The sequence below is a fragment of the Microbacterium sp. NPDC060117 genome (genome assembly GCF_042729315.1).
Taxonomy (GTDB): Bacteria; Actinomycetota; Actinomycetes; order Actinomycetales; family Microbacteriaceae; genus Microbacterium.
The window spans coordinates 679,543-702,257 of sequence record NZ_JBHWXR010000003.1; the positions used below are offsets into that span (position 1 = coordinate 679,543).

24 protein-coding genes are annotated in these 22,715 nt (G+C 69.6%); 7 read left to right on the forward strand and 17 right to left on the reverse strand.

The window, feature by feature from the left end; all coding sequences use genetic code 11:
• Window positions 1-20: 20 nt before the first annotated feature.
• Together ACFWCK_RS14885 and ACFWCK_RS14890 are read left to right on the forward strand one after the other, a co-directional pair.
• Window positions 21-344: a YciI family protein gene (locus ACFWCK_RS14885; protein WP_378806602.1), complete on the forward strand. Its 324-nt coding sequence runs from the start codon at window positions 21-23 to the stop codon at window positions 342-344.
• Window positions 345-346: 2 nt separating this feature from the next.
• Entirely contained in the window at window positions 347-640 is a 294-nt protein-coding gene (locus ACFWCK_RS14890) for a hypothetical protein (RefSeq protein WP_378806603.1), read from the forward strand.
• Window positions 641-778: 138 nt separating this feature from the next.
• Here ACFWCK_RS14890 and ACFWCK_RS14895 read toward each other — a convergent pair whose 3' ends face one another.
• The 5 genes from ACFWCK_RS14895 to ACFWCK_RS14915 form a co-directional block, all read right to left on the reverse strand.
• On the reverse strand, window positions 779-1,024 hold the full coding sequence (locus ACFWCK_RS14895; protein ID WP_233310881.1) for a hypothetical protein: 246 nt from the start codon (window positions 1,022-1,024) through the stop codon (window positions 779-781).
• Window positions 1,024-1,482 carry a MarR family winged helix-turn-helix transcriptional regulator gene (locus tag ACFWCK_RS14900; protein WP_378806604.1) on the reverse strand — a complete coding sequence of 153 codons (459 nt, stop codon included), beginning with the start codon at window positions 1,480-1,482 and terminating at the stop codon, window positions 1,024-1,026. The genes ACFWCK_RS14895 and ACFWCK_RS14900 overlap by 1 nt, the downstream gene beginning before the upstream one ends.
• Window positions 1,483-1,619: 137 nt before the next feature.
• On the reverse strand, window positions 1,620-3,005 hold the full coding sequence (dnaB, locus tag ACFWCK_RS14905) for a replicative DNA helicase (protein WP_233310879.1): 1,386 nt from the start codon (window positions 3,003-3,005) through the stop codon (window positions 1,620-1,622).
• A 475-nt stretch (window positions 3,006-3,480) separates the two neighbouring features.
• The gene (locus ACFWCK_RS14910) at window positions 3,481-4,230 is read right to left on the reverse strand and encodes a hypothetical protein (RefSeq protein WP_378806605.1); all 750 of its coding nucleotides are present in this window, start codon (window positions 4,228-4,230) and stop codon (window positions 3,481-3,483) included.
• Between the two features lie 9 nt (window positions 4,231-4,239).
• On the reverse strand, window positions 4,240-5,142 hold the full coding sequence (locus ACFWCK_RS14915; protein ID WP_378806607.1) for a hypothetical protein: 903 nt from the start codon (window positions 5,140-5,142) through the stop codon (window positions 4,240-4,242).
• A gap of 150 nt (window positions 5,143-5,292) precedes the next feature.
• Here ACFWCK_RS14915 and ACFWCK_RS14920 point away from each other — a divergent pair, with 150 nt between their 5' ends.
• Together ACFWCK_RS14920 and ACFWCK_RS14925 are read left to right on the forward strand one after the other, a co-directional pair.
• Window positions 5,293-6,351: a hypothetical protein gene (locus ACFWCK_RS14920; RefSeq protein WP_378806608.1), complete on the forward strand. Its 1,059-nt coding sequence runs from the start codon at window positions 5,293-5,295 to the stop codon at window positions 6,349-6,351.
• A gap of 86 nt (window positions 6,352-6,437) precedes the next feature.
• Window positions 6,438-7,607 carry a chaplin family protein gene (locus ACFWCK_RS14925; RefSeq protein WP_378806609.1) on the forward strand — a complete coding sequence of 390 codons (1,170 nt, stop codon included), beginning with the start codon at window positions 6,438-6,440 and terminating at the stop codon, window positions 7,605-7,607.
• A gap of 259 nt (window positions 7,608-7,866) precedes the next feature.
• Here ACFWCK_RS14925 and ACFWCK_RS14930 read toward each other — a convergent pair whose 3' ends face one another.
• From ACFWCK_RS14930 to rpsF, 9 genes are all read right to left on the reverse strand, one after another.
• Window positions 7,867-8,544 carry a response regulator gene (locus tag ACFWCK_RS14930; RefSeq protein ID WP_378806610.1) on the reverse strand — a complete coding sequence of 226 codons (678 nt, stop codon included), beginning with the start codon at window positions 8,542-8,544 and terminating at the stop codon, window positions 7,867-7,869.
• Window positions 8,541-10,124 carry an ATP-binding protein gene (locus tag ACFWCK_RS14935; protein WP_378806612.1) on the reverse strand — a complete coding sequence of 528 codons (1,584 nt, stop codon included), beginning with the start codon at window positions 10,122-10,124 and terminating at the stop codon, window positions 8,541-8,543. The genes ACFWCK_RS14930 and ACFWCK_RS14935 overlap by 4 nt, the downstream gene beginning before the upstream one ends.
• 95 nt (window positions 10,125-10,219) lie before the next feature.
• The gene (locus ACFWCK_RS14940; protein ID WP_378806613.1) at window positions 10,220-11,830 is read right to left on the reverse strand and encodes a tripartite tricarboxylate transporter permease; all 1,611 of its coding nucleotides are present in this window, start codon (window positions 11,828-11,830) and stop codon (window positions 10,220-10,222) included.
• Window positions 11,830-12,393 carry a tripartite tricarboxylate transporter TctB family protein gene (locus tag ACFWCK_RS14945; RefSeq protein WP_378806615.1) on the reverse strand — a complete coding sequence of 188 codons (564 nt, stop codon included), beginning with the start codon at window positions 12,391-12,393 and terminating at the stop codon, window positions 11,830-11,832. The genes ACFWCK_RS14940 and ACFWCK_RS14945 overlap by 1 nt, the downstream gene beginning before the upstream one ends.
• An 89-nt stretch (window positions 12,394-12,482) precedes the next feature.
• A complete protein-coding gene (locus ACFWCK_RS14950; protein WP_378806616.1) occupies window positions 12,483-13,499 on the reverse strand; it encodes a Bug family tripartite tricarboxylate transporter substrate binding protein in 1,017 nt (338 codons plus the stop codon).
• A gap of 242 nt (window positions 13,500-13,741) precedes the next feature.
• On the reverse strand, window positions 13,742-14,194 hold the full coding sequence (gene rplI / locus ACFWCK_RS14955; protein ID WP_233310869.1) for a 50S ribosomal protein L9: 453 nt from the start codon (window positions 14,192-14,194) through the stop codon (window positions 13,742-13,744).
• 11 nt (window positions 14,195-14,205) lie between these two features.
• A complete protein-coding gene (rpsR, locus tag ACFWCK_RS14960) occupies window positions 14,206-14,460 on the reverse strand; it encodes a 30S ribosomal protein S18 (RefSeq protein ID WP_071641238.1) in 255 nt (84 codons plus the stop codon).
• A gap of 89 nt (window positions 14,461-14,549) precedes the next feature.
• The gene (locus ACFWCK_RS14965) at window positions 14,550-15,071 is read right to left on the reverse strand and encodes a single-stranded DNA-binding protein (RefSeq protein WP_378806617.1); all 522 of its coding nucleotides are present in this window, start codon (window positions 15,069-15,071) and stop codon (window positions 14,550-14,552) included.
• 5 nt (window positions 15,072-15,076) lie between these two features.
• On the reverse strand, window positions 15,077-15,442 hold the full coding sequence (gene rpsF / locus ACFWCK_RS14970; RefSeq protein WP_233310867.1) for a 30S ribosomal protein S6: 366 nt from the start codon (window positions 15,440-15,442) through the stop codon (window positions 15,077-15,079).
• Window positions 15,443-15,594: 152 nt separating this feature from the next.
• On the opposite strand from rpsF, the gene ACFWCK_RS14975 reads away from it, so the two are divergent.
• From ACFWCK_RS14975 to ACFWCK_RS14985, 3 genes are read left to right on the forward strand one after another with little or no spacing between them, the layout of a single operon-like run.
• The gene (locus ACFWCK_RS14975) at window positions 15,595-16,446 is read left to right on the forward strand and encodes a class I SAM-dependent methyltransferase (RefSeq protein WP_378806618.1); all 852 of its coding nucleotides are present in this window, start codon (window positions 15,595-15,597) and stop codon (window positions 16,444-16,446) included.
• Window positions 16,447-16,450: 4 nt separating this feature from the next.
• Complete coding sequence (locus tag ACFWCK_RS14980; protein ID WP_378806619.1) at window positions 16,451-17,425, forward strand: hypothetical protein; 975 nt, start codon at window positions 16,451-16,453, stop codon at window positions 17,423-17,425.
• Window positions 17,422-18,639, forward strand: a complete 1,218-nt coding sequence (locus tag ACFWCK_RS14985) for a hypothetical protein (RefSeq protein ID WP_378806620.1) — start codon at window positions 17,422-17,424, stop codon at window positions 18,637-18,639. Before ACFWCK_RS14980 ends, ACFWCK_RS14985 begins: the two co-directional genes overlap by 4 nt.
• Window positions 18,640-18,777: 138 nt before the next feature.
• Here the strand turns inward: ACFWCK_RS14985 and ACFWCK_RS14990 are convergent, their stop codons facing one another.
• The 3 genes from ACFWCK_RS14990 to ACFWCK_RS15000 are packed head-to-tail and all read right to left on the reverse strand — an operon-like array spanning window position 18,778 to window position 22,593.
• Window positions 18,778-20,505: a dipeptide ABC transporter ATP-binding protein gene (locus ACFWCK_RS14990; protein WP_378806621.1), complete on the reverse strand. Its 1,728-nt coding sequence runs from the start codon at window positions 20,503-20,505 to the stop codon at window positions 18,778-18,780.
• A complete protein-coding gene (locus tag ACFWCK_RS14995) occupies window positions 20,502-21,515 on the reverse strand; it encodes an ABC transporter permease (protein ID WP_378806622.1) in 1,014 nt (337 codons plus the stop codon). The genes ACFWCK_RS14990 and ACFWCK_RS14995 overlap by 4 nt, the downstream gene beginning before the upstream one ends.
• A gap of 1 nt (window position 21,516) precedes the next feature.
• Window positions 21,517-22,593: an ABC transporter permease gene (locus tag ACFWCK_RS15000; RefSeq protein WP_378806623.1), complete on the reverse strand. Its 1,077-nt coding sequence runs from the start codon at window positions 22,591-22,593 to the stop codon at window positions 21,517-21,519.
• Window positions 22,594-22,715: the final 122 nt, after the last annotated feature.

A 22,715-nucleotide genomic window follows, 5' to 3' on the forward strand; every position in this document is an offset into this window, starting at 1 on the left:
GAACCAGGAATGGATGCGAAATGAGCAAGTACCTTGTGCTGTACCGGTCGGGGGTCTCCGCCGCGGAGCAGATGCAGGATCAGGACCCTGCGGCTGCCGCCGAGGGCATGAAGGCATGGATGGACTGGGCGCAGCGAACCGGCGACGCCATCGTCGACCTCGGTTCGCCGACGCAGACCGTCAGTGGGGCGGATCCGGGCGCCACGACGTTCATCGGCGGCTACTCGATCATCGAGGCGGAATCGCCCGACTCCCTCACGGCGCTCTTCGAGGGCCACCCGCACCTCGCCTGGGGAGGCACGATCGAGGCCCTCGAGCTGCTCAGCATCCCTGGGATGGAGTGACGATGGCGAGGTTCCTGGTCACGTACGCAGGGATGGGCCACCCGGATCCGGCGCAGATGGAAGCCGCTCGTGCCGCCTTCGGCTCCTGGCTCGCTCACGCAGGGCCGGTGGTGGTCGATCCGGGCGCGCCGGTCAGCCACGTGGGCGATGTCGCAGCGCGGGATCCGGCCCCCGCGCCGGCGTTCAGCGGGTACTCGATCCTCGAGGCAGACACCGTGGACGAGGTGCGGGGCGTGCTCGCATCGCACCCCTTCGTCTCGCGGGGCGGCACGCTCCAGATCAACCAGCTCCTCTGACGGGATCGTTCGTCGGCCGCCGTTCCTGGCGAACAGGGCGGCGGCCGACGGGCGGTCGACGCCGATCGCCGGCTCGGTCGAAGACCCCTCGGACGGATTCGTGCCGCGCCGGTGCCGGCAGGTCGGAATCAGCGGTGCTCAACCGCGGGCGACGACGCGCGGGTGATCCCGCCAGGCCGGCATCGTCGCCATGTAGTCCAAGGTCTCGCGCTCGAGCTGGTCGCGTGACGCGCCGGGGTTCCGCCGCGCCTGCCACGACACCATGCGCGCGAACCGCTCGTCGAACGACATCAGGTTGCCCGAGGCGTCGGCGCAGTGCTCGCAGTACCGACCCGTCTCGATCGGCATTCCGCAGCTTTCGCAGTGCACGGATTCGGTGTTCATCATTCATCCTTTCGAGGTGATCTTCGTGAGGTCCGCGGACCGACGAGCTCGGAGAGCCCTTCGAGCATCGCGTCCGTCTGGTCGGCCGGGATGCGCGAGAACGCATCCCGCAGCCTGTTGACGTCGAGCACCTGCTGCTCCTCGTGGACGCAGCGGATGCCCTCCGCCGTGAGCCAGACGAAGGTGCGTCGACGGTCGTCCGGATCCGATTCCCGCTCGAGCAGGCCGCGTCGTTCGAGGCGGGTGACGATCTCGCTGACGACGGACTGCGTGCGCTTCAGGTGCTGCGCGGCCTCCCCGATCGTGACCGGCCCGGTCGCCGCCAGATGCAGCAGGACGGCCCGCGACGGACCCGAGAGTGCACTCCTCGGTCCTGTCCTGCGGTGAAAGGACAGATACGTCTCCATGAAGAGCGCGGCGAATCTCTCGGCCTCGTCCTGGTGGCTGTCCCGTTCCATGCTGGAATCCTCGCGAGGACGAAATGCATCGTCAAGCCCGATGGATCCGCGCCGGGTCGCAGCCCGCGCGAGACGGCGTCATGCCGATCGGCGTGTGAGCCAAGACGACGCCGGAACACCTCCGAATCGGACGGAACCTAGTTGAAGTCCCCGCCGCCCTGGAAGTCGCTGGCCATGTCCGCGAAGCGCGAGAAGTGGCCCTGGAAGGCGACCTGGATCGTCGCGGTCGGACCGTTACGGTGCTTGGCCACGATGAGGTCGGCCTCGCCGGGGCGGACATCCTTGTCGTAGACCGAGTCGCGGTGCAGCAGGATCACCATGTCGGCATCCTGCTCGATCGAGCCCGACTCGCGCAGGTCGCTGATCGCGGGCTTCTTGTCCTGCCGCTGCTCGGAGCCACGGTTCAGCTGCGAGAGCGCGATCACGGGAACCTGCAGCTCCTTCGCGAGCAGCTTCAGGGCGCGGGAGAACTCCGAGACCTCCTGCTGACGCGACTCGACCTTCTTGCCGCTCGTCATCAGCTGCAGGTAGTCGATGACGACCATCCTCAAACCGACGCGCTGCTTGAGCCGGCGGCATTTCGCGCGGATCTCGACGAGCGTCATGTTGGGGCTGTCGTCGATGTAGAGCGGTGCGTCGTTGATGCGCCCGCGCGTCGAGGCGACAGTCGTCCAGTCGCGCTGGTCCAGCGTTCCCTTGCGGAGGTTCTGCAGGGGCACGGCGCCCTCGGCGCTGAGCAGGCGCATGGCGATCTCCGCCTTGCCCATCTCGAGCGAGAAGAAGATGGAGGGCTGGTTGTGCCCGATCGAGGCCGCGCGGGCGAAGTCGAGCGCGAGCGTCGACTTTCCCATCGCGGGACGGGCGGCGACGACGATCATCTGTCCGCCGTGCAGGCCGTTGGTGAGCTCGTCGAGTTCGCGGAATCCCGTCGGCACGCCCGTCATGGATCCGTCGCGACCGCTCGCCGCCTCCATCTCCTCGACCGCCGCGTCGACGGCCACGGTGAGCGGCACGTAGTCCTCGGCCTGCTCGGTGCCGGTGACCGCGTAGATCTCGGCCTGGGCGCTGTTGACGAGGTCGGTGGCGTCACCCTGTCCGTCGTAGCCCATCTGCACGATGCGGGTGCCCGCGTCGACGAGCTTGCGCAGGAGCGCTCGCTCCTGCACGATCCCCGCGTAGAAGCCGGCGTTCGCGGCGGTGGGCACGATCGACGTCAGTGAATGCAGATAGTCGGCCCCGCCCGCGCGCGACAGGTTGCCGGTCTTGATCAGCTCGTCGGTGACGGCGATGACGTCGGTCGGCTCGCCGTGCGAGTACAGCGAGAGGATCGCGTCGAAGATCAGCTCGTGCTTGGGGATGTAGAAATCGGCCCCGCGCAGCGACTCGATGACGTCGGCGACCGCATCCTTCGACAGCAGCATGCCGCCGAGGGTGCTCTGCTCGGCCATGAGGTCGTGCGGCGGGGTCCGCTCAGGCCCGCGTCCCGAACCGAGCCGCTCCTCCGCGATGTCCGCGATCGACACGCGCGCCCCCTCTTCCTCCACCGATTGCCGTGCACATCACCGTCGGATCCGCGCCTCGGGCGGGATGATCATCCCGCCGCACAAAGCACACCACCAGGGTCCGACATCGGGATGCTCGACAACGCTACCGGCAGCGTTCGACGGCCTGTGGATAACTGTGTGGAGAGATTGCGGGTAACTCCGGAGTGTCTGTGCAGAACGCCTGGGGATAACTGTGGGGAACGTTCGGCGCGGAGACTTTTTTATTTTGCTTGATCTGCGATTTTCCTTTTCCCCACCCTGTGGACGGAATTCTGCTTAAACCGCTTCTTTAAGGTTCGTGCCGCGATCGTCGGATGTGCACAACTTGGGGACAACACCCACGCCCGCACCTGTTTGTCAAGTCGGCCATTCGGCGGGTGTGGCGCCGCTCGAAGGAGCATCGGATGGAGTCGTCGCCGCGCCGTTGTGCGCAGTGGGACGGTGCCGGCACCGGCTACGGCTTCGACGACACGATCTCCACGCCGTCCGGCAGCGACGTGCCCATCAGTGCGGAGTACTGCGCCGCCTTGTCGCGGTCGAAACCTCCGGAGATCTGGACCGAGTCCGAGAGGGACTGTCCGCACTCCAGCTGGAGGGTCGGAGCCGCGAGGAGCTTCCCGTCCAGGAGTATCGCCATGCGCTTGAGCTCGGGATCCTGCTCGCACGCGGCCTGCCCGGAGAGGGTCGCGAACGCGTCGGCACCGGGCTTGGTGAAGTCGACCTGCAGTCCCCATTGGTTCTGCACGTTCACGGCCTTCACCGTCCGGAGATCCTTCTCCGTGACGCCCGCCGGACCCAGTTCGAGCACCTCGTGATCGTCCGTCGTCACCGTGCAGGCGGCGTCGTCCTTCCCGCACTCGGTCACTGCGGCAGCGTCCGTCCCGACTGCGGTGACAGGGCGGATCCCGAAGGCGCCCGGGGCCCGGAACAGTTCCTCCCTGACCTCGACGTCCTTGCCGGCCTTCTGCGGGGGGTTGTAGCGCACGGTCACCGTGTCGCCCGCGGTGACGATGCGACGCTCGGTGATCTCCGCGACGTCGAGACGGTGCCCCAGTTGGGCCGCGACGGCGTCGGCCGTGCCGGCTGGCGCACTCAACACGACCTCATGGGTGAGGGCGGGGGCGGAGATCGGCAACGCTGTGCAGCCGGTGAGCAGCACGGCTGCCGTGCTGCCGAGGACGCAGAATCGGATCGCGCGGCGCATGCCCGGAGCCTAACTCTCACCCCGGGAGATCTCGGAGGCCGCGCGCCGCGCATCAGGATCCTGCGCCGCCGCGCACCACTCCTGGATGCGTCGCTGTGCGAACGTGCTGCTGAGCTCGCCCCGGTCCGCCGGGTGCTCGAGCCAGAACCGCAGCGCTGCGTAGATCACCCAGGGCGGCGTCGGATACTCGTCCACCCCGATCCGCCACGGATCCCTGCCCTCGCGTTCGATCAGGACGCTCCGGGATCCCTCCGTGTCATCCTCCTCGCGGGCCACGGCGGTGATCGAGCGGATGTCCTCCCAGCGGACCGATTCGATCGCGTCGAGATAGTACCGGGAGACGCCGCTGCACCCGATCGAGAGCCCGATCGGGATGCGTGCGAACGAGGCGCTGCGGAATGCGATGATCAGCGCGATCACCCCGCACAGCACGAGGATGCCTACGCACAGCCCGAGCGGGACGATGAGCAGCAGCCATCCGCCGGCGTCGACGGCGACCGCGCGCATGCCCGCCATCGCCAGCAGGACGACGGATCCGGCCCCGCCGAGCAGCAGCCCCCAGCCGAGCGCCCACGAGGCGAGCCCCTCGCGGAAGAAGTGCACCCAGGAGTCCGGTGGGGCCGAGTCCGCTCGTGTGAGGGCGACCGCATTCATCAGCACGGGGCCTCTGATCCGCCGCCGGCCTCCCTCGCGAGCGACCGAGAACCCGGCCATGAGGGCGCCGTAGAACACGGTCGCCAGGATCGCGCCCAGCACGTCGCCGCCCAGCGCGTGCAGGGCGCCGAACGTCAGCAGGCCTGCCGCGACGGCTGCCATGATCACCACCGCGGTGACGGGCAGCGGCCCCATCCCCCTGTCCCGCCAGTTGCGAGGCAGCGGATACGGGATCGCGCCTCCACCCTCCGTGCTCATGCTCCCCTCCCGCCTCGACAGTAGCGCGCTCGTCCGCGCCGCCGCGGGAGAGTGCCGACACCCCTGGACGTGCGCCGCCGCCCGGCGTACAGTCAGCGCCAAGCGAACGTCGCCTTCGCGACGTCACTGGGGCTCTTGGGGGAGGTGACCGTGGACGTGACCGTTTCGAGCGGTCACCGGCTCCGTGTCGGCCTGCTCTCGGGCGCCTGTCTCGCCCTGGGCTGGGCGGCGCTCTCCGTGATCCTCGGCTCCTCGCCCGCCCATGCGGATGACTCCGGCGGCCTGCTCGGCGGCGCGGGCGAACTCCTCGGGAACACGACCTCCGCGGTCGTCTCGACCGTCGGCGACACGACGTCCGCCGTCGCCGGCACCGTGGACGCGATCGTCGCGCCGATGCAGAGCGCCGTCCAGCAGACCGCCCCGATCGTGTCAGGCGCCGTGGGTGCGGCCTCGGCCGGCGTCCCGGATGCGGCTCAGCCCGTCATCGACGCCGTCACGCCGGCTTCTGCTGTCGCTGATCCGGTCACGACTGCGGTCACAGATGCCGTCGGCTCCGTTTCGAGCGTCGTCCCCGAGGCGCTCGCTCCCGTCTCCTCGGCGCTCGCATCGTCGTCGCCGGCGTCTCTCACAGACCCGCTCGCCGACACCCTGGTGTCCGTTCCGATCGTCGGTGACGCGACGGCGCGACTCGGCGACCCCGCCCTGCTCGCCCGGCTCAACGGCGCTCTCGACAGCGTCGCGCGCGCGCTGAATCCCGTGCTGGGCGGCGCCGGTCCCTCGGATCCGGTCGTGGTCCCCCCGGCGGGCGCGGGCAGCGCGGGCGGCACGGGCGGCATCGGCTCCCGCGGGGCGGAACCGCGCCTTCCCGGGCCGGGCGCGGTCCCGGGATCCGCGGCCGGTCCGCCCTTGCGGATCCACGACCGTTCCCCCGGCGTCGTCGTCCACCTCACCGATTCGCGCACCGGGGCGGGCGATCCGGCGCCTCCGCTCCCATCTGCGCCGACGCCCTCGGGGGCGCCCGGTCCCTGGGCGACGGGCGCGGGGTCGTCCTCGTCCTCCGCCGGGTCCGGCGCGGGCTCGACGTCCTGGTTCGCGACGTTCTCGACGCTTCAGACAGCGACACCGTCCCTCGGCGCGCCGACCGGCACCGCTGCCGACGACGCGCTGCCCTCTTCTCCGGTGTATCCCACCGACGTCTCTCCCGACTGAGTCGATCCGGGCTGCCCATCACGGGCAGGAGCCGACGCGCGTTCCCGCGCGTTCACCCATCGATTCGACGTCAGGAGAGAAACACTATGCGCACTTTCGTGAAGCATGCCCTCTGGGGCACGCTCATCGCCGGCGGGATCACCCTGCTCGGCGCCTCGGCCGCGAACGCGGCCGACAGCACCTCCGGAGACGACGGGATCGGATCCGGCACACAGATCATCGCGCCGATCTCGGTCCCCATCACCGTGACCGGCAACGCGATCTCGATCCTCGGGGTCTCCACCGCGTCCGGTCCAGCCCCGGCCTCCGCGCCCGCGCCCGATCCGGCACCGGCCACGACCTCCGGTGACGACGGGATCGGATCCGGCACGCAGGCGGTCGTCCCCGTGGACATTCCGATCACCGTGGCGGACAACGCCATCAGCGTCCTCGGCGAGTCCGACAGCACGGCGACCGCGCCCCCTGCCGCTCCCCCAGCGACGACGCAGGCACCCACGGCGACCACCAGCGGTGATGACGGGCTGCTCTCGGGCACCCAGGCGGTCACCCCCGTGAGCGTGCCGATCACGATCACCGGCAATGCCGTGAGCGTGCTGGGCGACAGCACCGCCATGACCGCCCCGGCGGCCACCGGTACGACGCCGCCCGCCGGCACTCCGCCCGCCGGCGCCGGTCCGAGCACCAGCGGAGACGACGCGATCCTCGGCGGCACGCAGGTCGTCGCCCCGGTCACCGCGCCGGTCACCGCCCTCGGCAACGCCGTCGCCATCCTCGGCCGCAGCTCCGCCATCACGACGGGAGCCTCTCCCGTGGCAGGCGGCGGCACCCCGGTCGGAACCGGCCCGACGACGTCGGGGATCGGATCCCTCCTCGGCGGCACCCAGATCCTGCTGCCGGTGACGGCTCCGATCACGATCGGGGGCAACGCGATCGCGGTCGGCGGCACCAGCACCACGACCACGGGAACCCCGGGAACTCCCGGCACACCGGGAACGCCTGGCACACCGGGAACCCCCGGCACCCCCGGCACCCCCGGAACTCCCGGCACACCGGGAACGCCTGGCACACCGGGAACCCCCGGCACCCCCGGCGGTCACGGAGCCGCGTCGGTTCCGGTGTCGAACCTGGGAGGTGCGCAGAGCGGGCCGCATCTCGCGCAGACGGGCGGAGCGTCCCCGACGCCGCTGATCCTGGTGGCGCTGCTGCTCGCGATGATCGGAGGCGGGATCCTCACCCGGCGCGCGCTCACCCGATGACCGGTTCGGCAGTGCGGCGCCCGAGGGAGGGTGCACGCCGCACCGTCGGACCCCGCCGGAACGGCCTCGTCCCCAGCTTCGGCCGACCGGCGTGAGAAGGGGGTCGTCTCCCCTGGAGGAGACGGCCCCCGACGGGCGTGCCCGGAGCGCCGGTCAGGAGACGCGCACGGCGGTGACGAACCGCGGTCGCCCAGGGGCTGGAGCTGCGCCGCGCCGAGAGCGGGGAGAACCGCGTCGGCGGCACCGACTGCGACGCTGCTCAGCGGCGGGACGCGCGGTAACGGTTCTCCGGGCGTCCCACCGTGCCGTAACGGGGTGCGACCTCCGCCCGCCCGATCGTGGCGAGGTGATCGAGGTAGCGGCGCGCGCTCACCCTCGACATCCCCAGCGCATCCGCGATCTCCGCCGATGACATGTCACCGGCTGCCCCTTCGAGAAGCTCCGCGACCCGATGCAGGCTCGAGGCCGAGAGATTCTTGGGCGCGACGGCGGCCTCATCCGATCCACCGCCGAGCATGAGATCGACCGCCCGCTGGTCCAGATCCGCGTTCCCCTCCGTCATGTCGAGCGCGCGCTGCACCTCGTTCAGCCGGCGATGCAGATCGGCCTTCGTGAACGGCTTGACCAGGTAGTGCCGGACGCCCAGCATCCGCGCGCGGCGCACCGTCTCGAGGTCGCGCGCGGCAGTCACGGCGATCACCTCGACGTCGGTGCGCATCGTCCGCAGTCGCCTCAGCAGCTCGAGACCGTTCAGGTCGGGCAGGTAGACGTCGAGCAGCAGCAGCTCGGGGCGGTGGTGCTCGATCTCCCGGAGTCCGGCCGACGCGGTGTGGGCCACGGCGACCACCTCGAAGTCGGGGAGTTCCCCGACGAGCTTGGCGTTGAGGCCGGCGAGCAGCCGATCGTCCTCGACGATCACGACCCGCGCGGGGCTCATCGCGGGTCCTTCGCCTCGAACGGCCACGGCACATCCACCACGAAGCGCGCGCCGCCCGATGCCGAGGCCTCCGCGGTCGCGGTGCCCCCCAGCCGCTGCGCCACGCGCTTGACGATGGTGAGGCCGATCCCGCGCCGTTCCTTGCGCGGAACGGAGCCCTTGTCCGAGACGTCGATCTCGAAGACGGCCTCGCGCAGGTGCGCGGGGACTCCGGGACCGTCGTCGTCGACGCTCACGGTGATGCGATCCGGCAGGACGTCGTCCCTGATGAGCAGCACCACCTGCCCTCCTCGTGATCCGAGGGCTTCGATCGCGTTGTCGAGCAGGTTCCCGACGATCGTCAGCAGGTCGTCGTCCTGCTCGACCTCGCGCAGGTGCGACTCGGGGTCCACGATCAGTTCGATCCCGAGTTCCTGGGCACGCGCGGACTTGGCCAGAACGAGCGCCGAGACCTCGATGTCGTCGATGCCGTGAAGCAGCTGTCCGGTCGGCAGGGATCCCCCGCCCCCGACGCGGTGGATGAAGGACAGCGCCGCGTCGGTCTGGTCCGTCTCGAGCAGGCCGCTGAGCACCTGCAGGGTGTTGGAGAAGTCGTGGGACTGCGCACGCAGGTCGTCGGCGAGGCTGCGCGCACCGCGCAGGTCGCGCAGCGTCTCCTCCAGCTCGGTCCGGTCGCGCAGCATCGCGATGTGGCCGACATCGCGATCCTTCACGCGGGCCGCCGCGCCATGCACCACGAGCACGCGCTCACCCGACAGCACGGGGGTCTCTCCGGTCTCTCCGGAGAGCAGGAACTGCGCCAGCTCCTCGTCGAGCACCTCCGCAGCGTCCCTGCCGAGGATCTCTTCCGATTCCACACCGAGGAGTCGAGCCGCTGCGTCGTTGACGACGACGAGACGGCCGTCCGCATCGACGGCGATGAAGCCCTCCTGGATGCCGTGCAGCATGGCCTCCCGGGTGTCCAGCATCGTGCGGATCTCCTCCGATTCGAGACCGTAGATGCGCCGGCGCAGCAGCCCGCCGATCCAGACCGAGCCGATCACTCCGATCACGGCGGCCGCGATGGGCGCGATGATGAGCCCGGGCAGATCATCGACGAACTGGGCCTGGAGATCCGTCTCGAAGATCCCGACCGAGACGATCCCGATCACCCGCTCGTCGGGTCCGTGGATCGGCACCTTCACCCGCCAGGACTCCCCCAGCGTGCCGGTCTGGGTCTCGATCTGCACCTTTCCGGAGAGGGCGACCGAGGGATCGGTGGAGACCTTCTCCCCGATGCGCTCCGGATTCGGATGCGAGTAGCGGATGCCGTGGTCGTCGGTCACGACGACGTAACTGAGGCCGGAGGACTTCCGCACGGCTTCCGAGATCGGCTGGATCTGGCCCTCGGGATCCTGCGCCAGCAGCGCCTCGACCACGGTCGGCAGGCCGGCGACCGACTGGGCGATGGCGACCATGCGATCCCGGTAGGCGTCCCGGTTCGCCTGAGCGGCCAGGAAGGCGGCGACCGCGCCCGTGCCCGCGACGATGACCAGCACGATCGCGATCTGCAGCACCAGCAGCTGCGTGCTCAACGACATCGGACGACGCACCGCAACAGTCTCCCACGCGCCGGGTCGGCGCCCTCCGGATGCAACAGCCTCCGGGTAGGCGCCGCGCGTGCCCTGCGCGACACTCACCCCGGGTCGCTCTGCGTGCCGGCCGCCTCCCGCTTCGGAGCCCGCTCGTCGCCCGACGCGCGCTCCGGCGCCTCGATCGTCGGAACGAGGGAGGTCGGCAGTGCACCCACCTCGACCAGGACGTCTCGCTTCGAGGGTCGGCGGCGCAGCGCGAATGTGAGGATGAACACCAGCGCCAGCGTGCCGTAGATCGCCCAGGTGAAGGGCGTCGAGACCAGCGTCGCGGGGTCGCCGCCCGCGATGTCGAGCGCACGACGGAACTGCACTTCGGCGATCGGACCGAGGATCGCCCCCACGATGAGAGGCGAGACCGGGTACCCGAAACGGCGCATGACGTATCCGAGAACGCCCAGCACGAGCAGCAGGCCCACATCGAAGGTCGACCCACCTGCCGCATAGGCGCCGAGGACGGCGAAGGTCGCGATGCCAGCGAACATGTACGGCTTCGGGATCTTCAGCAGCTTGACCCACAGCCCCACGAGGGGGAGGTTCAGTAGCAGCAGGATGGCATTGGCCACCACGAGGCTCGCGATGAGGCTCCACACCAGGGGGCCATTGGTCTCCAGCAGCTGGGGTCCGGTCTGGATCCCGTACTGCTGGAACGCGACGAGGATCACCGCGGCGGTCGCCGAGGTCGGAATACCGAGCGTGAGCAGCGGCACCATGGTGCCCGCGGCATTCGCGTTGTTCGCCGCTTCCGGCCCTGCGACGCCCTCGATCGCCCCGTGCCCGAACTCCTGGGGCCGCTTCGACAGCCGGCGCTCGAGCGTGTACGACAGGAAGGTCGGGATCTCGGATCCACCGGCGGGGATGACGCCGAGAGGGAACCCGATCGCCGTGCCGCGCAGCCACGGCTTCCACGAGCGCCGCCAGTCCTCCCGGTTCATCCAGCGCCCCGAGAACGGCATGACCTTGAAGAGCAGCGTCGACTGATGGGCGACCACGTAGAACAGCTCGCCGATCGCGAACAGCGCGACGATCAGCACGACCGTGTCGATCCCGTCGAGAAGCGGCAGGAGGCCGAAGGTCAGGCGCTGCTGTCCGCTCTGGAAGTCGATGCCGACCAGCGAGATCGCGAGCCCCACCGACATCGAGATGAGTCCCCGCAAAGGCGAGCTGCCGACCAGCGCGCTCACCGTGAGGAAGGCGACCACCATGAGCGCCAGGTAGTCCTGCGGGCCCAGCTGCACCGCGACGTCGACGATCCATGGGGCGAAGAACGCGACCAGCATCGTGGCTATGGTGCCGGCGACGAAGGAGCCGATCGCCGCGGTCGCGAGCGCCGTGGCGCCCCTCCCCATGCGCGCCATCCTGTTGCCGTCGATCGCGGTGATGACCGATCCCGATTCCCCGGGGGTCTTCAACAGGATGGCGGTGGTCGAACCGCCGTACATCGCCCCGTAGTAGATGCCGGCGAACATGATGAACGCGGCCGACGGGTCCACGGAGTAGGTGAGCGGAAGCAGCAGGGCGATGGTGAGGGCGGGCCCGATGCCCGGCAGCACGCCCACGAGCGTGCCGACGATCGTGCCGATGAGCGCGAAGATCAGGTTCTGCGGCTGGAACGCCAGCTCGAACCCGTGCATGAGTCCTTCGAGGCCGGGCATCAGACGATCCCTTCCAGAACGCCCGCGGGCAGATCGATCGAGAGCAGCTTCGTGAAGGCGAAGAAGATCACGCACGCGGTCGCGAGCGCGATCACGAACGCGATCAGATACCGCCGGGAACCCATCGCGAGCGAGATCAGGAAGAACATGACCGTGGTCGCGGGGATGAAGCCGAGCGGCTCCACGGTGAACAGGAAGAACAGCAGCCCGGCGGCCGCGACGCCCAGCGCCACCCAGTGGGTGCGGGTGACATCGACATCGCCTTCCGCCTGTTCCGGCTCACCGTGCCTGCCCCGTCCGAGTTGCACGGCCAGGACAGCCGCGAGCACGAGCAGCACGCTGCCCACGACGATGGGCATGAAACCGGCGCCGATCCCGGACGCCGAGGTCGACTGACGCTGACTGAGCCCGTCGAACAGGACGATGCCGCCCAGCACGAACACGGCCACGGCGATGACCCACTCGCCGCGCCCCGGGCCGGTCGCCGCAGATGCGGCTTTCTCGGCGCTGCGCGCGCCCTCGTCCTCGTCATCGAGGACCACGGGCGAGGTTTCCTCGCTCATCGGGAACTCCTTCTCGTGTGCACCCGCTCGGGTGCGCAAAACGTTGCGGGGAGGGAAGGCACGCCGCCTCCCCTCCCCGATGGTGGTGTCTACTTCGCGAGCCCCAGATCCTTCAGGACGCTCGTGACCCGCTTGTTCTCGTCCTTCAGCCAGCTCGCGAACTCGTCGCCGGCGATGTAGTTGTCGATCCAGCCGTTCTTCTTCAGCTCTGCCTTCCAGGCGTCGCCCTCGTGCATCTTGTCCAGTGCGCTGAGGTATTGCGCGCTCAGCTTCTTGTCGATGCCGCCGGGGGCCATCACGGATCGCCAGTTGGCGAACTCGAGCTCGGGATCGATCTCCCCCGCCGCCTGGACGAAGGTCAGGTCGCCGTCGTTCTTGAGCGAGGAGACGAGCAGACCGGTCAGCTCGCCGCTGGAGATCTGCGCCGCGAACTCGCCCGTGCCGGCGATGCCCGCCTGCACCTTGCCGCCGAGCAGAGCGGTGGTCGCCTCGCCGCCGCCCGAGTAGGGCACGTAGTTGACGTCGGACGGCTTCACGCCGTAGTGCTGCGCGAGGAGGCCGATGAAGAGATGGTCGGCCGATCCGGCGGATCCGCCCGCGATCGCGACGGACTTGGGATCCTTCTTGATCGCTGCGAAGAGGTCATCGATGTTCGCGAAGGACGAGCCCTTGGGCACGACGATCGCCTCGTGCTCGCCGACGAGACGCGCGATCGGGGTCAGATCGTCGAGGGACACGGCGGTGCCGTTCGTGACGACCCCGCTCATCATCGCCAGCCCCGACATGATCATGAGGTCCTTCTGGCCCTTCTTCGGCGCGACTTGCGCGAGGGCGACGGTGCCCGAGGCGCCGGGGACATTGTTGACCGTCACGGTCTTGGCCAGTTCGTCGGCCTGCAGCGCGCCCTGGGTGGCGCGGGCGGTCTGGTCCCATCCGCTTCCCGGCGCGGCCGGGGCGATCAGTTCGAGCCGGGTGAGCGGCGTGAATGCGGTGCTGCCGGAATCGGCGGAGGCGCCCTGGTCGCTCTTCGGGGAGCTGCACGCCGTCAGGGCGAGGAGCAGAGCCGTCCCCACCGCCGCGGCCCTGGCGAATGTCGAGATCTTCACGGACGATGCCTTTCACATGTCACCGGCGCCATCGCCGGTGTGCGGAGCCGGCGACCCTGCCGGACCCGTTGAATGTACTGAGGCGTCCGCGGCGGAACCGGTTCTGGTCATTAAGAAAAGCTCGGTGATCCGCGGTGGTCCCTTCTGGGCCGCCGAAGACCGCTCCCGGGGCACGCGAAAGGGGCCGCCTCCCGAAGGAGACGGCCCCTGACAGGCAGTCGGCGCGTGCAGCGCCCGCCGGATTACTTGGCGGCGACGACCTGCAGCGTGATCACGGCGGTCACGTCGTCGTGCAGACGAACGGTGGCCTCGTGCTCGCCGACCGACTTGATCGGCGCGGTGATGTGCACCTTGCGCTTGTCGATCGCACCGATGCCCGCAGCCTCGACGGCAGCGGCGACATCAGCGGTCTTGACGGAGCCGAACAGACGGCCCTCGGCGCCGGCCTTGACGGCCAGGCGGACCTTGGCGGCCTCGATGGCGTTCTTCAGCGCCACCGCGTCGTCGAGGTCGTGGATCGCGCGCGCCTTGCGGGCGGCCTGGATCTGCTCGACCTGCTTCTCGCCACCGCGCGTCCACGCGACAGCGAAACCCTGCGGCACGAGGTAGTTGCGGGCGTACCCGTTCTTGACCTCGACCACGTCACCGGCGCTACCGAGCCCGGCGACCTCATTCGTGAGAATCAGCTTTGCCATGTCGGTACCCCTTAGCGGCCAGCGCCGGCGTAGGGCAGGAGAGCCATCTCGCGAGCGTTCTTGATCGCCTTGGCGATCAGACGCTGCTCCTGCACCGAGACACCGGTGATACGACGGGCGCGGATCTTTCCACGCTCCGAGATGAACTTGCGGAGGGTCGCGACGTCCTTGTAGTCGATGACACCCACGCGGATGGACTTCGCGGGAGCGGTGGGCTTGCCACCCTTCCGCGGCTTGCGGCGGTCGCCGCTCGACTTTCCAGCCATGAGTCTTCCTTACGAGAAATGGTTTTCGGATCCGTCAGGATCCGCAATCTTGTTTGTGCTCCGGCCCCTGTGCGGGACCGACGACGGCCTTAGAAGGGCGTGTCGTCGCCGAAGCTGCCGGGAGTGCTCCACGCGTCAGCGCTCGAGGAGCCGGGCGTCGACCACGGCTCGTTCGAGGACTGCTGCTGCGGACGTCCACCGCCGCTGTTGCCACCGGAGAAGCCACCGCCGTTGCCGCCGCCGTTGGAGGCGGCGCGGGTGACCTGCGCGGTCGCGTAGCGGAGCGAGGGGCCGATCTCGTCGACCTCCAGCTCGATCGCGGTGCGGTTCTGGCCTTCTTTGTCCTGGTAGGAGCGCTGACGCAGGCGTCCGGATGCGATGACCCGCATGCCCTTCGTCAGGGATCCCGCCACGTGCTCGGCGAACTCGCGCCACACGGACGCACGGAGGAACAGCGCGTCGCCGTCCTTCCACTCGTTCGCCTGGCGGTCGAAGGTGCGCGGCGTCGAAGCGATGGTGAAGTTCGCCACCGGCAGCCCGTTCTGCGTGTAGCGCAGCTCGGGGTCGGCGGTGAGGTTTCCCACCACGGTGATGACGGTCTCGCCGGCCATGATCCTTAGACCTTCGCGGCCTTGGGCTTGCGAGCGGCCTTCTCCTCGGCGCGCTTGGCCTCGGCTGCGACCATCGCCTGCGCCTCTTCGGCACGCAGAACCTTGGTGCGGAACACGAGCTCCGACAGGTTCAGCTGGCGGTCCAGCTCGTTGGTGGCCTCGCTGGTCGCGGTGAAGTTCACGACGGCGTAGATGCCCTCGGTCTTCTTGTTGATCTCGTAGGCGAAACGGCGCTTGCCCCAGATGTCGACCTTGTCAATCGAGCCACCATCGTTGGTGATGACCTTCAGGAACTTGTCGAGGTTGGGGGCAACCTGGCGCTCGTCCAGCTCGGGGGTCAGAATGACCATGAGCTCGTACTGGTGCGTCACTTACCCACCTCCTTCGGACTAGAACGGCTTCCGGGACTTTCCCGGAAGCAGGAGGGTGTTGTGCACGTGCCGGGGCATGATTCGCCCAGGCAACCTGAACAGCTTAGCGGATCCGGCTGGGTGGGCCGAATCGGGCCGGGTAGCGTGGCGGCATGAGCGAACCCGTGATGAACCCCGTGCGGATCGACTGGGAGCCGGCGAGGGATGCCAACCGCGAGAACTGGGACGACCGCGTCGCATTGCACGCGGAGGCCTATGGCCTTCAGGCGTTCGACGATCCTGACCACCTCTCGGACGTGGTGCGCGAGGACGCCGCGGCCCTCGCCCCGTTCCTGCCGGAGGGCTTCGACGGCCTCGAGCTCTGCCATCTGCAGTGCCACATCGGCACGGACACGCTCTCGTTCGCCCGGCTCGGCGCGCGGGTGACAGGAGTCGACTTCTCCGCCCCTGCCCTGGAGGCGGCCGCCGCCCTCGCGACGCGGCTCGGCCTCGACGCCGACTGGGTCGAGACCGACGTGCTCGATGCCGGCGCAGCGGTCGACGCGGAGTTCGACCTCGTCTACACGAGCATCGGCGCCATCTGCTGGTTGCCCGATCTCGACCGCTGGGCCGCTCAGGTCGCCGTGCTGCTGCGGCCGGGCGGCACGTTCTACATCCGCGACGGGCACCCCGTGCTGTACGCGCTCGACGAGACCCGTGAGGAGCTCGTGCTGCGCTATCCCTACTTCGACACCGGAGAGGCGCACGCCTGGGATGACGACGGCACGTACGCCGGAGACGGCACCGTCGCGCATCCGCGCACCTACGAATGGCCGCACCCCCTCTCCTCCGTCGTGAACGCCCTCATCGGAGCCGGTCTGCGGATCCGCCGCCTCGACGAGGGCCGGACCCTGCCGTGGCGGTTCAGCCCGCGGATGCTCCCCACGGACGGCGGATACGTCTGGCCTGAAGCGGACCGCGACCGGATCCCCTGCACGTTCACGATCGTCGCGACGAAGGACTGAGCGGATGCGCTGGGAGGACGACGTCGAGGTCGGCGGCTGGATCCGGGATCGTCTGGATCCGGGCTTCGCCACGATGCACGGCGTCGTGCCACGCGGGTTCGACGCATACGCGAGGGTCTTCCATCCGGCTTCGGTGCGGAGTCTCACCGGTGGCGGCGTCGTGCCGACCTCCGAAGAGCTGCGGGCGCTGCCGGACGACGACTTCGACCGCACCGTCGCCTCGTTCCACGACGAGGCCGTGACCTGGGCGGACACCGCCGTAGCCTTCGGCACCGTGCTGCATCCTCTCGCGCAGTGGAACCGGATCGTGCGCACCCCGGCGGGCGAGGACTGGCGACACCGGCACGCCCCGGACGGGCGGGAGTTCAGTGCGCCGATCGAGGGCGACCTTCCTCCCGGGATCCTCGCGCACGTGGCCGAGCATCTGGTCGCGCACACGACGACGCCGGGCGACGGGATCGCGGGCATCTGGGCGGGCTGGGGCGGGCTGCTCGGAGGCTACGGCCCCGCGGGCCGCGTCTTCCTGACCGCCACCGACGACCCCGTCGAAGCGCATGCCGCCCTGCTCGCCGAGAGCATCCACGATCCGTTCAACAACCCGTATCAGAAGGCGGTCTGGCACGACGGGATCCTGTCCCGCGAGGTCTCGGAGGGCGCGCATCTCGAGCTCCCGCAGCGGGAGCATGTGCTGTTCGCCGCACCGCCCCGCGCGTTCGCCGATCCGGACTGGGTCGCGTTCGTCCCCTGGCGCGACCGCGTAATGGAGGAACGCGGCATCCCGCCGATGGCTCAGCACCCGAGTCTGATCTGGCCCGCCGACCGCGCCTGGATCCTGGCCAGCGAGATCGACTTCGACTCCACGGTCGTGGCCGGATCCGCCGCGCTCATCGCCGCGCTGTGCGCGGACGAGCGGATCGAGGCCCTGCCCCTCGCGGAGGGCGCGAGCCTGCAGTGGGACGCCGACGAGGTGAATCTGTGACGACGCCCTCGCCTGCGACCCCGGGCTACGGGTTCGACGCCCGGGCACTGACCGAGCCGGTCGATCGGGCACGGCTGGCGGCCTGGGCCCGCGAGGCCGGTGCGCGCGGTCAGGGCCCGCGCGTGGGGCAGATCGTGCTCGTCATCGTGATCGCGCTGTTCATCGCGTTCGTCGGCTTCGGCGTGGTCGGGGTCGTCCTGGCATCGATGCTGGGCTCGTCCGGCGGCGTGGTGCTGCCGCTGCTCATGCTCGTCGTCGTCGGGCTCGCGGTGTGGGGCGGGATCGCGTGGTGGAACCGCCAGCTCGTGCGCGGCTACCGTCTCTCCGGGTTCGCCGCCGCGAACGCGATGACCTACCTGCCCGAGCTCAAGGATCCGCAGCTCCCCGGCATGCTGTTCGACCTCGGTCACGGTCGCGTCTCCACCGATCTCGTCCGCGGAGCCGCTCCGCGCTTCGTCGAGTTCGCGAACTTCCGCTACACCACGGGATCGGGCAAGAACAGTCAGACGCACGACTGGGGGTACATCGCGATCAGGCTCGACGTGCCGCTGCCGAACATCGTGCTCGACGCGCAGGCCAACAACGGGTTCTTCGGATCCAATCTGCCCGCCTCCTACGACGCGCACCAGCGGCTGTCGCTGGAGGGCGACTTCGACCAGTACTTCGCGCTGTACTGCCCGGCCGGCTACGAGCGCGACGCACTGTACCTGTTCACGCCCGACATCATGGCTCGGTTCATGGACAGCGCCTCGGCGTTCGACGTCGAGATCGTCGACGACTGGCTGTTCCTGTACGCGCAGAACCGCCCCGTGACGACCCTGGATCCGACTGTCTGGGCGCAGATGTTCGGCACGGTCGGCGCCATGCTCACCAAGCTGCAGCAGTGGGCGCGCTGGCGCGACGAGCGGCTGCGCTCGGCCGGCGACGGACAGGGGCCTGCCGTCGTGCCGTCGACATCGGTCGTCGGTGCGGCCTCGCTCGGATTCCTGGCCGGCGCGCCGGCGGCCGGGGGTGCACCGGCCCCAGACGCCACGGCATCCGGCATGGGCTTCGCGGCGCCGACGCCCGGCGATCCCGCGCAGCCGTGGGCTCCCCCGCCCGGCGTCGCCCCGGGCGGGCGGCGGCTCAAGCGCGCGTTCCCGTGGGTGTCGGTGCTCATGATCGGCATCGTCGCCGTCGCGTGGTTCGTGTTCCGGATGCTGCTGGGACACTGACCCGTCGCGCGCTCGGGGTCGGGAGCTGACGTCGAGTCGAAACGCGGAGACGGAGCGCGGTGCCCTCGTGAGAGCACCGCGTTCCGTCTCTGTCGCGCTGGCGCGCGGCGTCGCTCGACGACCCCGCTGCGCGACGCCTCAGGCGCCCCGGCGAACCGCCTGCCAGAGCGCTCGGCGCTCGGCCTGCTCCACCGGATCCGGCACCGGAAGCGCCGTGAGCAGCTCCCTCGTGTAGGAGTTCGACGGATCGTTCAGCACCTGCGCGGTCGCGCCCTGCTCCTGGATGCGCCCCTGCCGCAGCACGATGATGCGGTCGGCGACGGCGTCGATCACGGCCAGGTCGTGGCTGATGAACAGTGATGCGAAGCCGAGCTCGGCCTGCAGCTGCACGAACAGCTCGAGCACCTTCGCCTGCACCGAGACGTCCAGCGCGCTGGTGGGCTCGTCCGCGATGAGCAGCTTCGGGTCCAGGGCCAGGGCGCGGGCGAGTGAGGCGCGCTGACGCTGGCCGCCGCTCAGCTCGTGCGGGAAGCGGTCGCCGAAGTTCGTCGGCAGCCGCACCGCGTCGAGCAGCTCGTCCACGCGGGCGCGGGCGGCGGCGACGCTCGACGCCTTGCCGTGCACCACGAGCGGCTCGGCGATGCACTCGGCGATCGAGAGCAGCGGGTTGAAGCTCGTCGCCGGGTCCTGGAACACGAACCCGATCTCGGGGCGGAGCGGGGCCAACTGACGCTGCTTGACGCCGTTCATCTCCTGGCCCAGCACGCGCAGCGATCCGCCGACCACCGTGGTGAGGCCGACGACGGCGCGGCCGATCGTGGTCTTGCCGGAGCCGGACTCGCCGACCAGGCCCACGACCTCGCCGGGGCCGACATGGAAGTCGACGCCCTTCACCGCGACGACGCCGCCACGGCCGAACCGGCCCGGATAGCCGATCTCGCAGGCCCGCGCAACGATGAGGCTGCCGTCCGGGGCCTCGTCCGCTGCGGCGGGGGTCGGGCTCGTCAGCGCGACCGGCTCCAGCGCCGACTTGCCCTGGCCGACGTGCGGCACGGCGCCGAGCAGCTCGCGGGTGTAGTCCTGTTGCGGGTTCGCGAAGAGATCCCGCACCGGGGCCTGCTCCACGATGTCGCCGCGCAGCATCACGACCACGCGGTCGGCGAGGTCGGCGACGACGCCCATGTTGTGGGTGATGAGCACGATCGTCGCGCCGAACTCATCGCGGCAGGCGCGCAGCAGCTCGAGGATCTCGGCCTGGACCGTGACGTCGAGAGCGGTCGTCGGCTCGTCCGCGATGATGAGCCCGGCGTTCAGCACGAGCGCCATCGCGATCACGATGCGCTGCTTCTGCCCGCCCGAGAACTGGTGCGGGAACTCGTCCACGCGCCGATCCGGATCCGGGATGCCGACCTTGCGGAGGATCTCGATCGCCTTGACCCGCGCCTCCTTCTTGGAGAGCCGGCCGTCGTGATGCGCGCGCAGGCCCTCCGCGATCTGCCAGCCCACGGTGTAGACGGGGTTCAGCGCGGTGGACGGCTCCTGGAACACCATCGCCGCGTCGCGCCCGCGCATCGCACGCAGCTTCGCGGCCGAGGCGTGCACGACGTCGGTCTCACCGCCGCGTCCGCGCACGATGACCGCACCCGACATGGTGGCGGTCTCCGGCAGCAGGCCGAGCAGCGCGTTGGCGGTGACGGTCTTGCCGGATCCGGATTCGCCGACGATCGCGAGCACCTCGCCCGCGTGCGCCTGGATGTCGATGCCCTTGACCGCGTCGACGGGCTCGCCGTCGGTCGCGAAGCGGACCTTGAGTCCGCGGAGCTCTGCCACATCGGGCAGGCCGGTGTTCATCGTCGTGCCGGTCATGCCGCACCTCCCGCGCGACGACGGGTGCGCAGTCGCGGATCGCTCAGGTCGTTCAGGCTCTCGCCGACGAGGGTGATGCCGAGCACCACCAGCACGATCGCGAGGCCGGGGAAGATGGACGTCCACCAGATGCCGCTGGTGACGTCCGCGATGGCGCGGTTCAGGTCATAGCCCCACTCCGCGGCCGAGGTCGCTTCGATGCCGAAACCGAGGAAGCCGAGCCCCGCGAGGGTCAGCAGCGCCTCGGAGGCGTTCAGGGTGATCACGACCGGCAGCGAACGCGTGGAGTTGCGCAGCACGTGCCGGGTCAGGATCCGTCCGGTCGGCACGCCGATGACCTTCGCCGACTCGACGAACGGCTCGGCCCGCACACGCACCACTTCGGCGCGGATCACGCGGAAGTACTGCGGCACGAACACCACGGTGATCGACAGCGCCGTGGCCATGATGCCCGACCACAGGTTCGACTGCCCGTGGCTGATCACGATCGACATCACGATGGCGAGCAGCAGCGAGGGGAACGCGTAGATCGCGTCGGCGATCACGACGAGGGTGCGGTCGAGCCAGCCGCTGAAGTAGCCCGACACCAGGCCGAGCGCGATGCCGATGAAGATCGAGCAGGCGATCGCGGCGAGGATCACCAGCAGAGCGGTCTGGGATCCCCAGATCACGCGGGAGAAGACGTCGAAGCCGCTGACGGTGGTGCCGAGGATGTTGGTGGCGCTCGGCGGCTGCTGCGTACCGAACTTCACGCCGTTCACGGACTGCTGCGCCCACGAGTACGGGGCGATGACCGGCGCGAGGATCGCGACCAGCACGAACACGCCGGTGATGACGAGACCGGTGACCAGCATGCCGCGCTGGAGTCCCACGCTCTGGCGCAGCTGCGAGACCACGGGGAGCCGCTCGCTCCAGCGGCGCTTGCGCGGCGCCTGCGCGGCGAGCGCCTCGGTCTTCGGGGTCGGCAGATCGCGGTCGATCACGGGGTCGGGGGTGTTGTCGACGTTCATCTCAGTACCTCACCCGCGGATCGATCATGGCGGCGACGATGTCGACGATGAAGTTGGTGACGGCGACGATCACGGCGATCATCACGACGATGCCCTGCACCGCCACGAAGTCGCGGGCCTTGAGGTACTCGCTCAGCATGAAGCCGATGCCCTTCCACTCGAAGGTCGTCTCGGTCAGGATGGCGCCGGCGAGCAGCAGCGCGATCTGCAACCCCATCACGGTGATGATCGGGATCAGCGCGGGACGGAACGCGTGCTTGGTGACCAGACGGTACTCGCTCACGCCGCGGGAACGGCCGGAGGTGACGTACTGCTGGCCGAGGGTGCCGATCACGTTCGTGCGGATGAGCCGCAGGAAGATGCCGGCCGTCAGCAGACCGAGGGCGAGAGCCGGCAGGATCGCGTGCCACAGCACGTCGAGGATGGCGGGGCCGTTGCCGAGTCGGATCGCATCGAGCAGGTAGATGCCGGTGGGGGTGTTCACCCCGCTCATCAGCAGCTCGGTCTGGGTGCTCGCGCGCCCGGAGACCGGCATCCAGCCCAGCCAGACCGAGAAGACGAGCTTCAGCAGCAGGCCGACGAAGAAGATGGGCGTGGCGTAGGCGAGGATCGCCATGATGCGCAGCGACGCGTCCTGCCACTTGTCGCGGCGGTGCGCGGCGACGAGGCCGAGCGGGATCGACACCGCGAACGCGACGATGAGCGCGTAGATCGCGAGCTCGAGCGTGGCGGATCCGTAGGTCAGCAGCACCGTGGTGACCTTCTGGCCGTCGGTGATGGTGGTCCCGAAGTCGCCGTGCAGGATGTTGCCGAGGTACTCGAAGTACTGGATCAGGACCGGCCGGTCGTAGCCGGCCTCGTGCACGCGCTGGGCGAGCTGATCGGCGGGCAGACGGCCGCCGAGGGCCGCGGTGATCGGGTCGCCGGTGACCCGCATCAGGAAGAAGACCAGGGTGATCAGGATGAGGACGGTGGGGATGATCAGCACGAGGCGGATCAGGATGTAGCGCCACAGTCCCCCTCCGGAGGACTTGGGGCGCGTCGCCACGGGATCTGCGGCGAGGACATCAACGGCCATGGGGAACCTTCGTGAGGGTGGAGCGGATCCGGTCGCTTCGCTGCGAACCGGAATCGGGCGGATCAGGACCCCGTGACGGGCTCGGGGACCGGATCTGCGCCCTGGAACGAGGACGGGGCACC

Excerpts from the sequence above, each read along its gene's own strand:
- ACFWCK_RS14885 (WP_378806602.1), top strand. The coding sequence starts at position 21 with ATGAGCAAGTACCTTGTGCTGTACCGGTCGGGGGTCTCCGCCGCGGAG.
- ACFWCK_RS14890 (WP_378806603.1), top strand. The coding sequence starts at position 347 with ATGGCGAGGTTCCTGGTCACGTACGCAGGGATGGGCCACCCGGATCCG.
- ACFWCK_RS14895 (WP_233310881.1), bottom strand. The coding sequence starts at position 1,024 with ATGAACACCGAATCCGTGCACTGCGAAAGCTGCGGAATGCCGATCGAG.
- ACFWCK_RS14900 (WP_378806604.1), bottom strand. The coding sequence starts at position 1,482 with ATGGAACGGGACAGCCACCAGGACGAGGCCGAGAGATTCGCCGCGCTC.
- ACFWCK_RS14910 (WP_378806605.1), bottom strand. The coding sequence starts at position 4,230 with ATGCGCCGCGCGATCCGATTCTGCGTCCTCGGCAGCACGGCAGCCGTG.
- ACFWCK_RS14915 (WP_378806607.1), bottom strand. The coding sequence starts at position 5,142 with ATGAGCACGGAGGGTGGAGGCGCGATCCCGTATCCGCTGCCTCGCAAC.
- ACFWCK_RS14925 (WP_378806609.1), top strand. The coding sequence starts at position 6,438 with ATGCGCACTTTCGTGAAGCATGCCCTCTGGGGCACGCTCATCGCCGGC.
- ACFWCK_RS14930 (WP_378806610.1), bottom strand. The coding sequence starts at position 8,544 with ATGAGCCCCGCGCGGGTCGTGATCGTCGAGGACGATCGGCTGCTCGCC.
- ACFWCK_RS14935 (WP_378806612.1), bottom strand. The coding sequence starts at position 10,124 with ATGTCGTTGAGCACGCAGCTGCTGGTGCTGCAGATCGCGATCGTGCTG.
- ACFWCK_RS14940 (WP_378806613.1), bottom strand. The coding sequence starts at position 11,830 with ATGCCCGGCCTCGAAGGACTCATGCACGGGTTCGAGCTGGCGTTCCAG.
- ACFWCK_RS14945 (WP_378806615.1), bottom strand. The coding sequence starts at position 12,393 with ATGAGCGAGGAAACCTCGCCCGTGGTCCTCGATGACGAGGACGAGGGC.
- rplI (WP_233310869.1), bottom strand. The coding sequence starts at position 14,194 with ATGGCAAAGCTGATTCTCACGAATGAGGTCGCCGGGCTCGGTAGCGCC.
- rpsR (WP_071641238.1), bottom strand. The coding sequence starts at position 14,460 with ATGGCTGGAAAGTCGAGCGGCGACCGCCGCAAGCCGCGGAAGGGTGGC.
- ACFWCK_RS14965 (WP_378806617.1), bottom strand. The coding sequence starts at position 15,071 with ATGGCCGGCGAGACCGTCATCACCGTGGTGGGAAACCTCACCGCCGAC.
- ACFWCK_RS14975 (WP_378806618.1), top strand. The coding sequence starts at position 15,595 with ATGAGCGAACCCGTGATGAACCCCGTGCGGATCGACTGGGAGCCGGCG.
- ACFWCK_RS14980 (WP_378806619.1), top strand. The coding sequence starts at position 16,451 with ATGCGCTGGGAGGACGACGTCGAGGTCGGCGGCTGGATCCGGGATCGT.
- ACFWCK_RS14990 (WP_378806621.1), bottom strand. The coding sequence starts at position 20,505 with ATGACCGGCACGACGATGAACACCGGCCTGCCCGATGTGGCAGAGCTC.
- ACFWCK_RS14995 (WP_378806622.1), bottom strand. The coding sequence starts at position 21,515 with ATGAACGTCGACAACACCCCCGACCCCGTGATCGACCGCGATCTGCCG.
- ACFWCK_RS15000 (WP_378806623.1), bottom strand. The coding sequence starts at position 22,593 with ATGGCCGTTGATGTCCTCGCCGCAGATCCCGTGGCGACGCGCCCCAAG.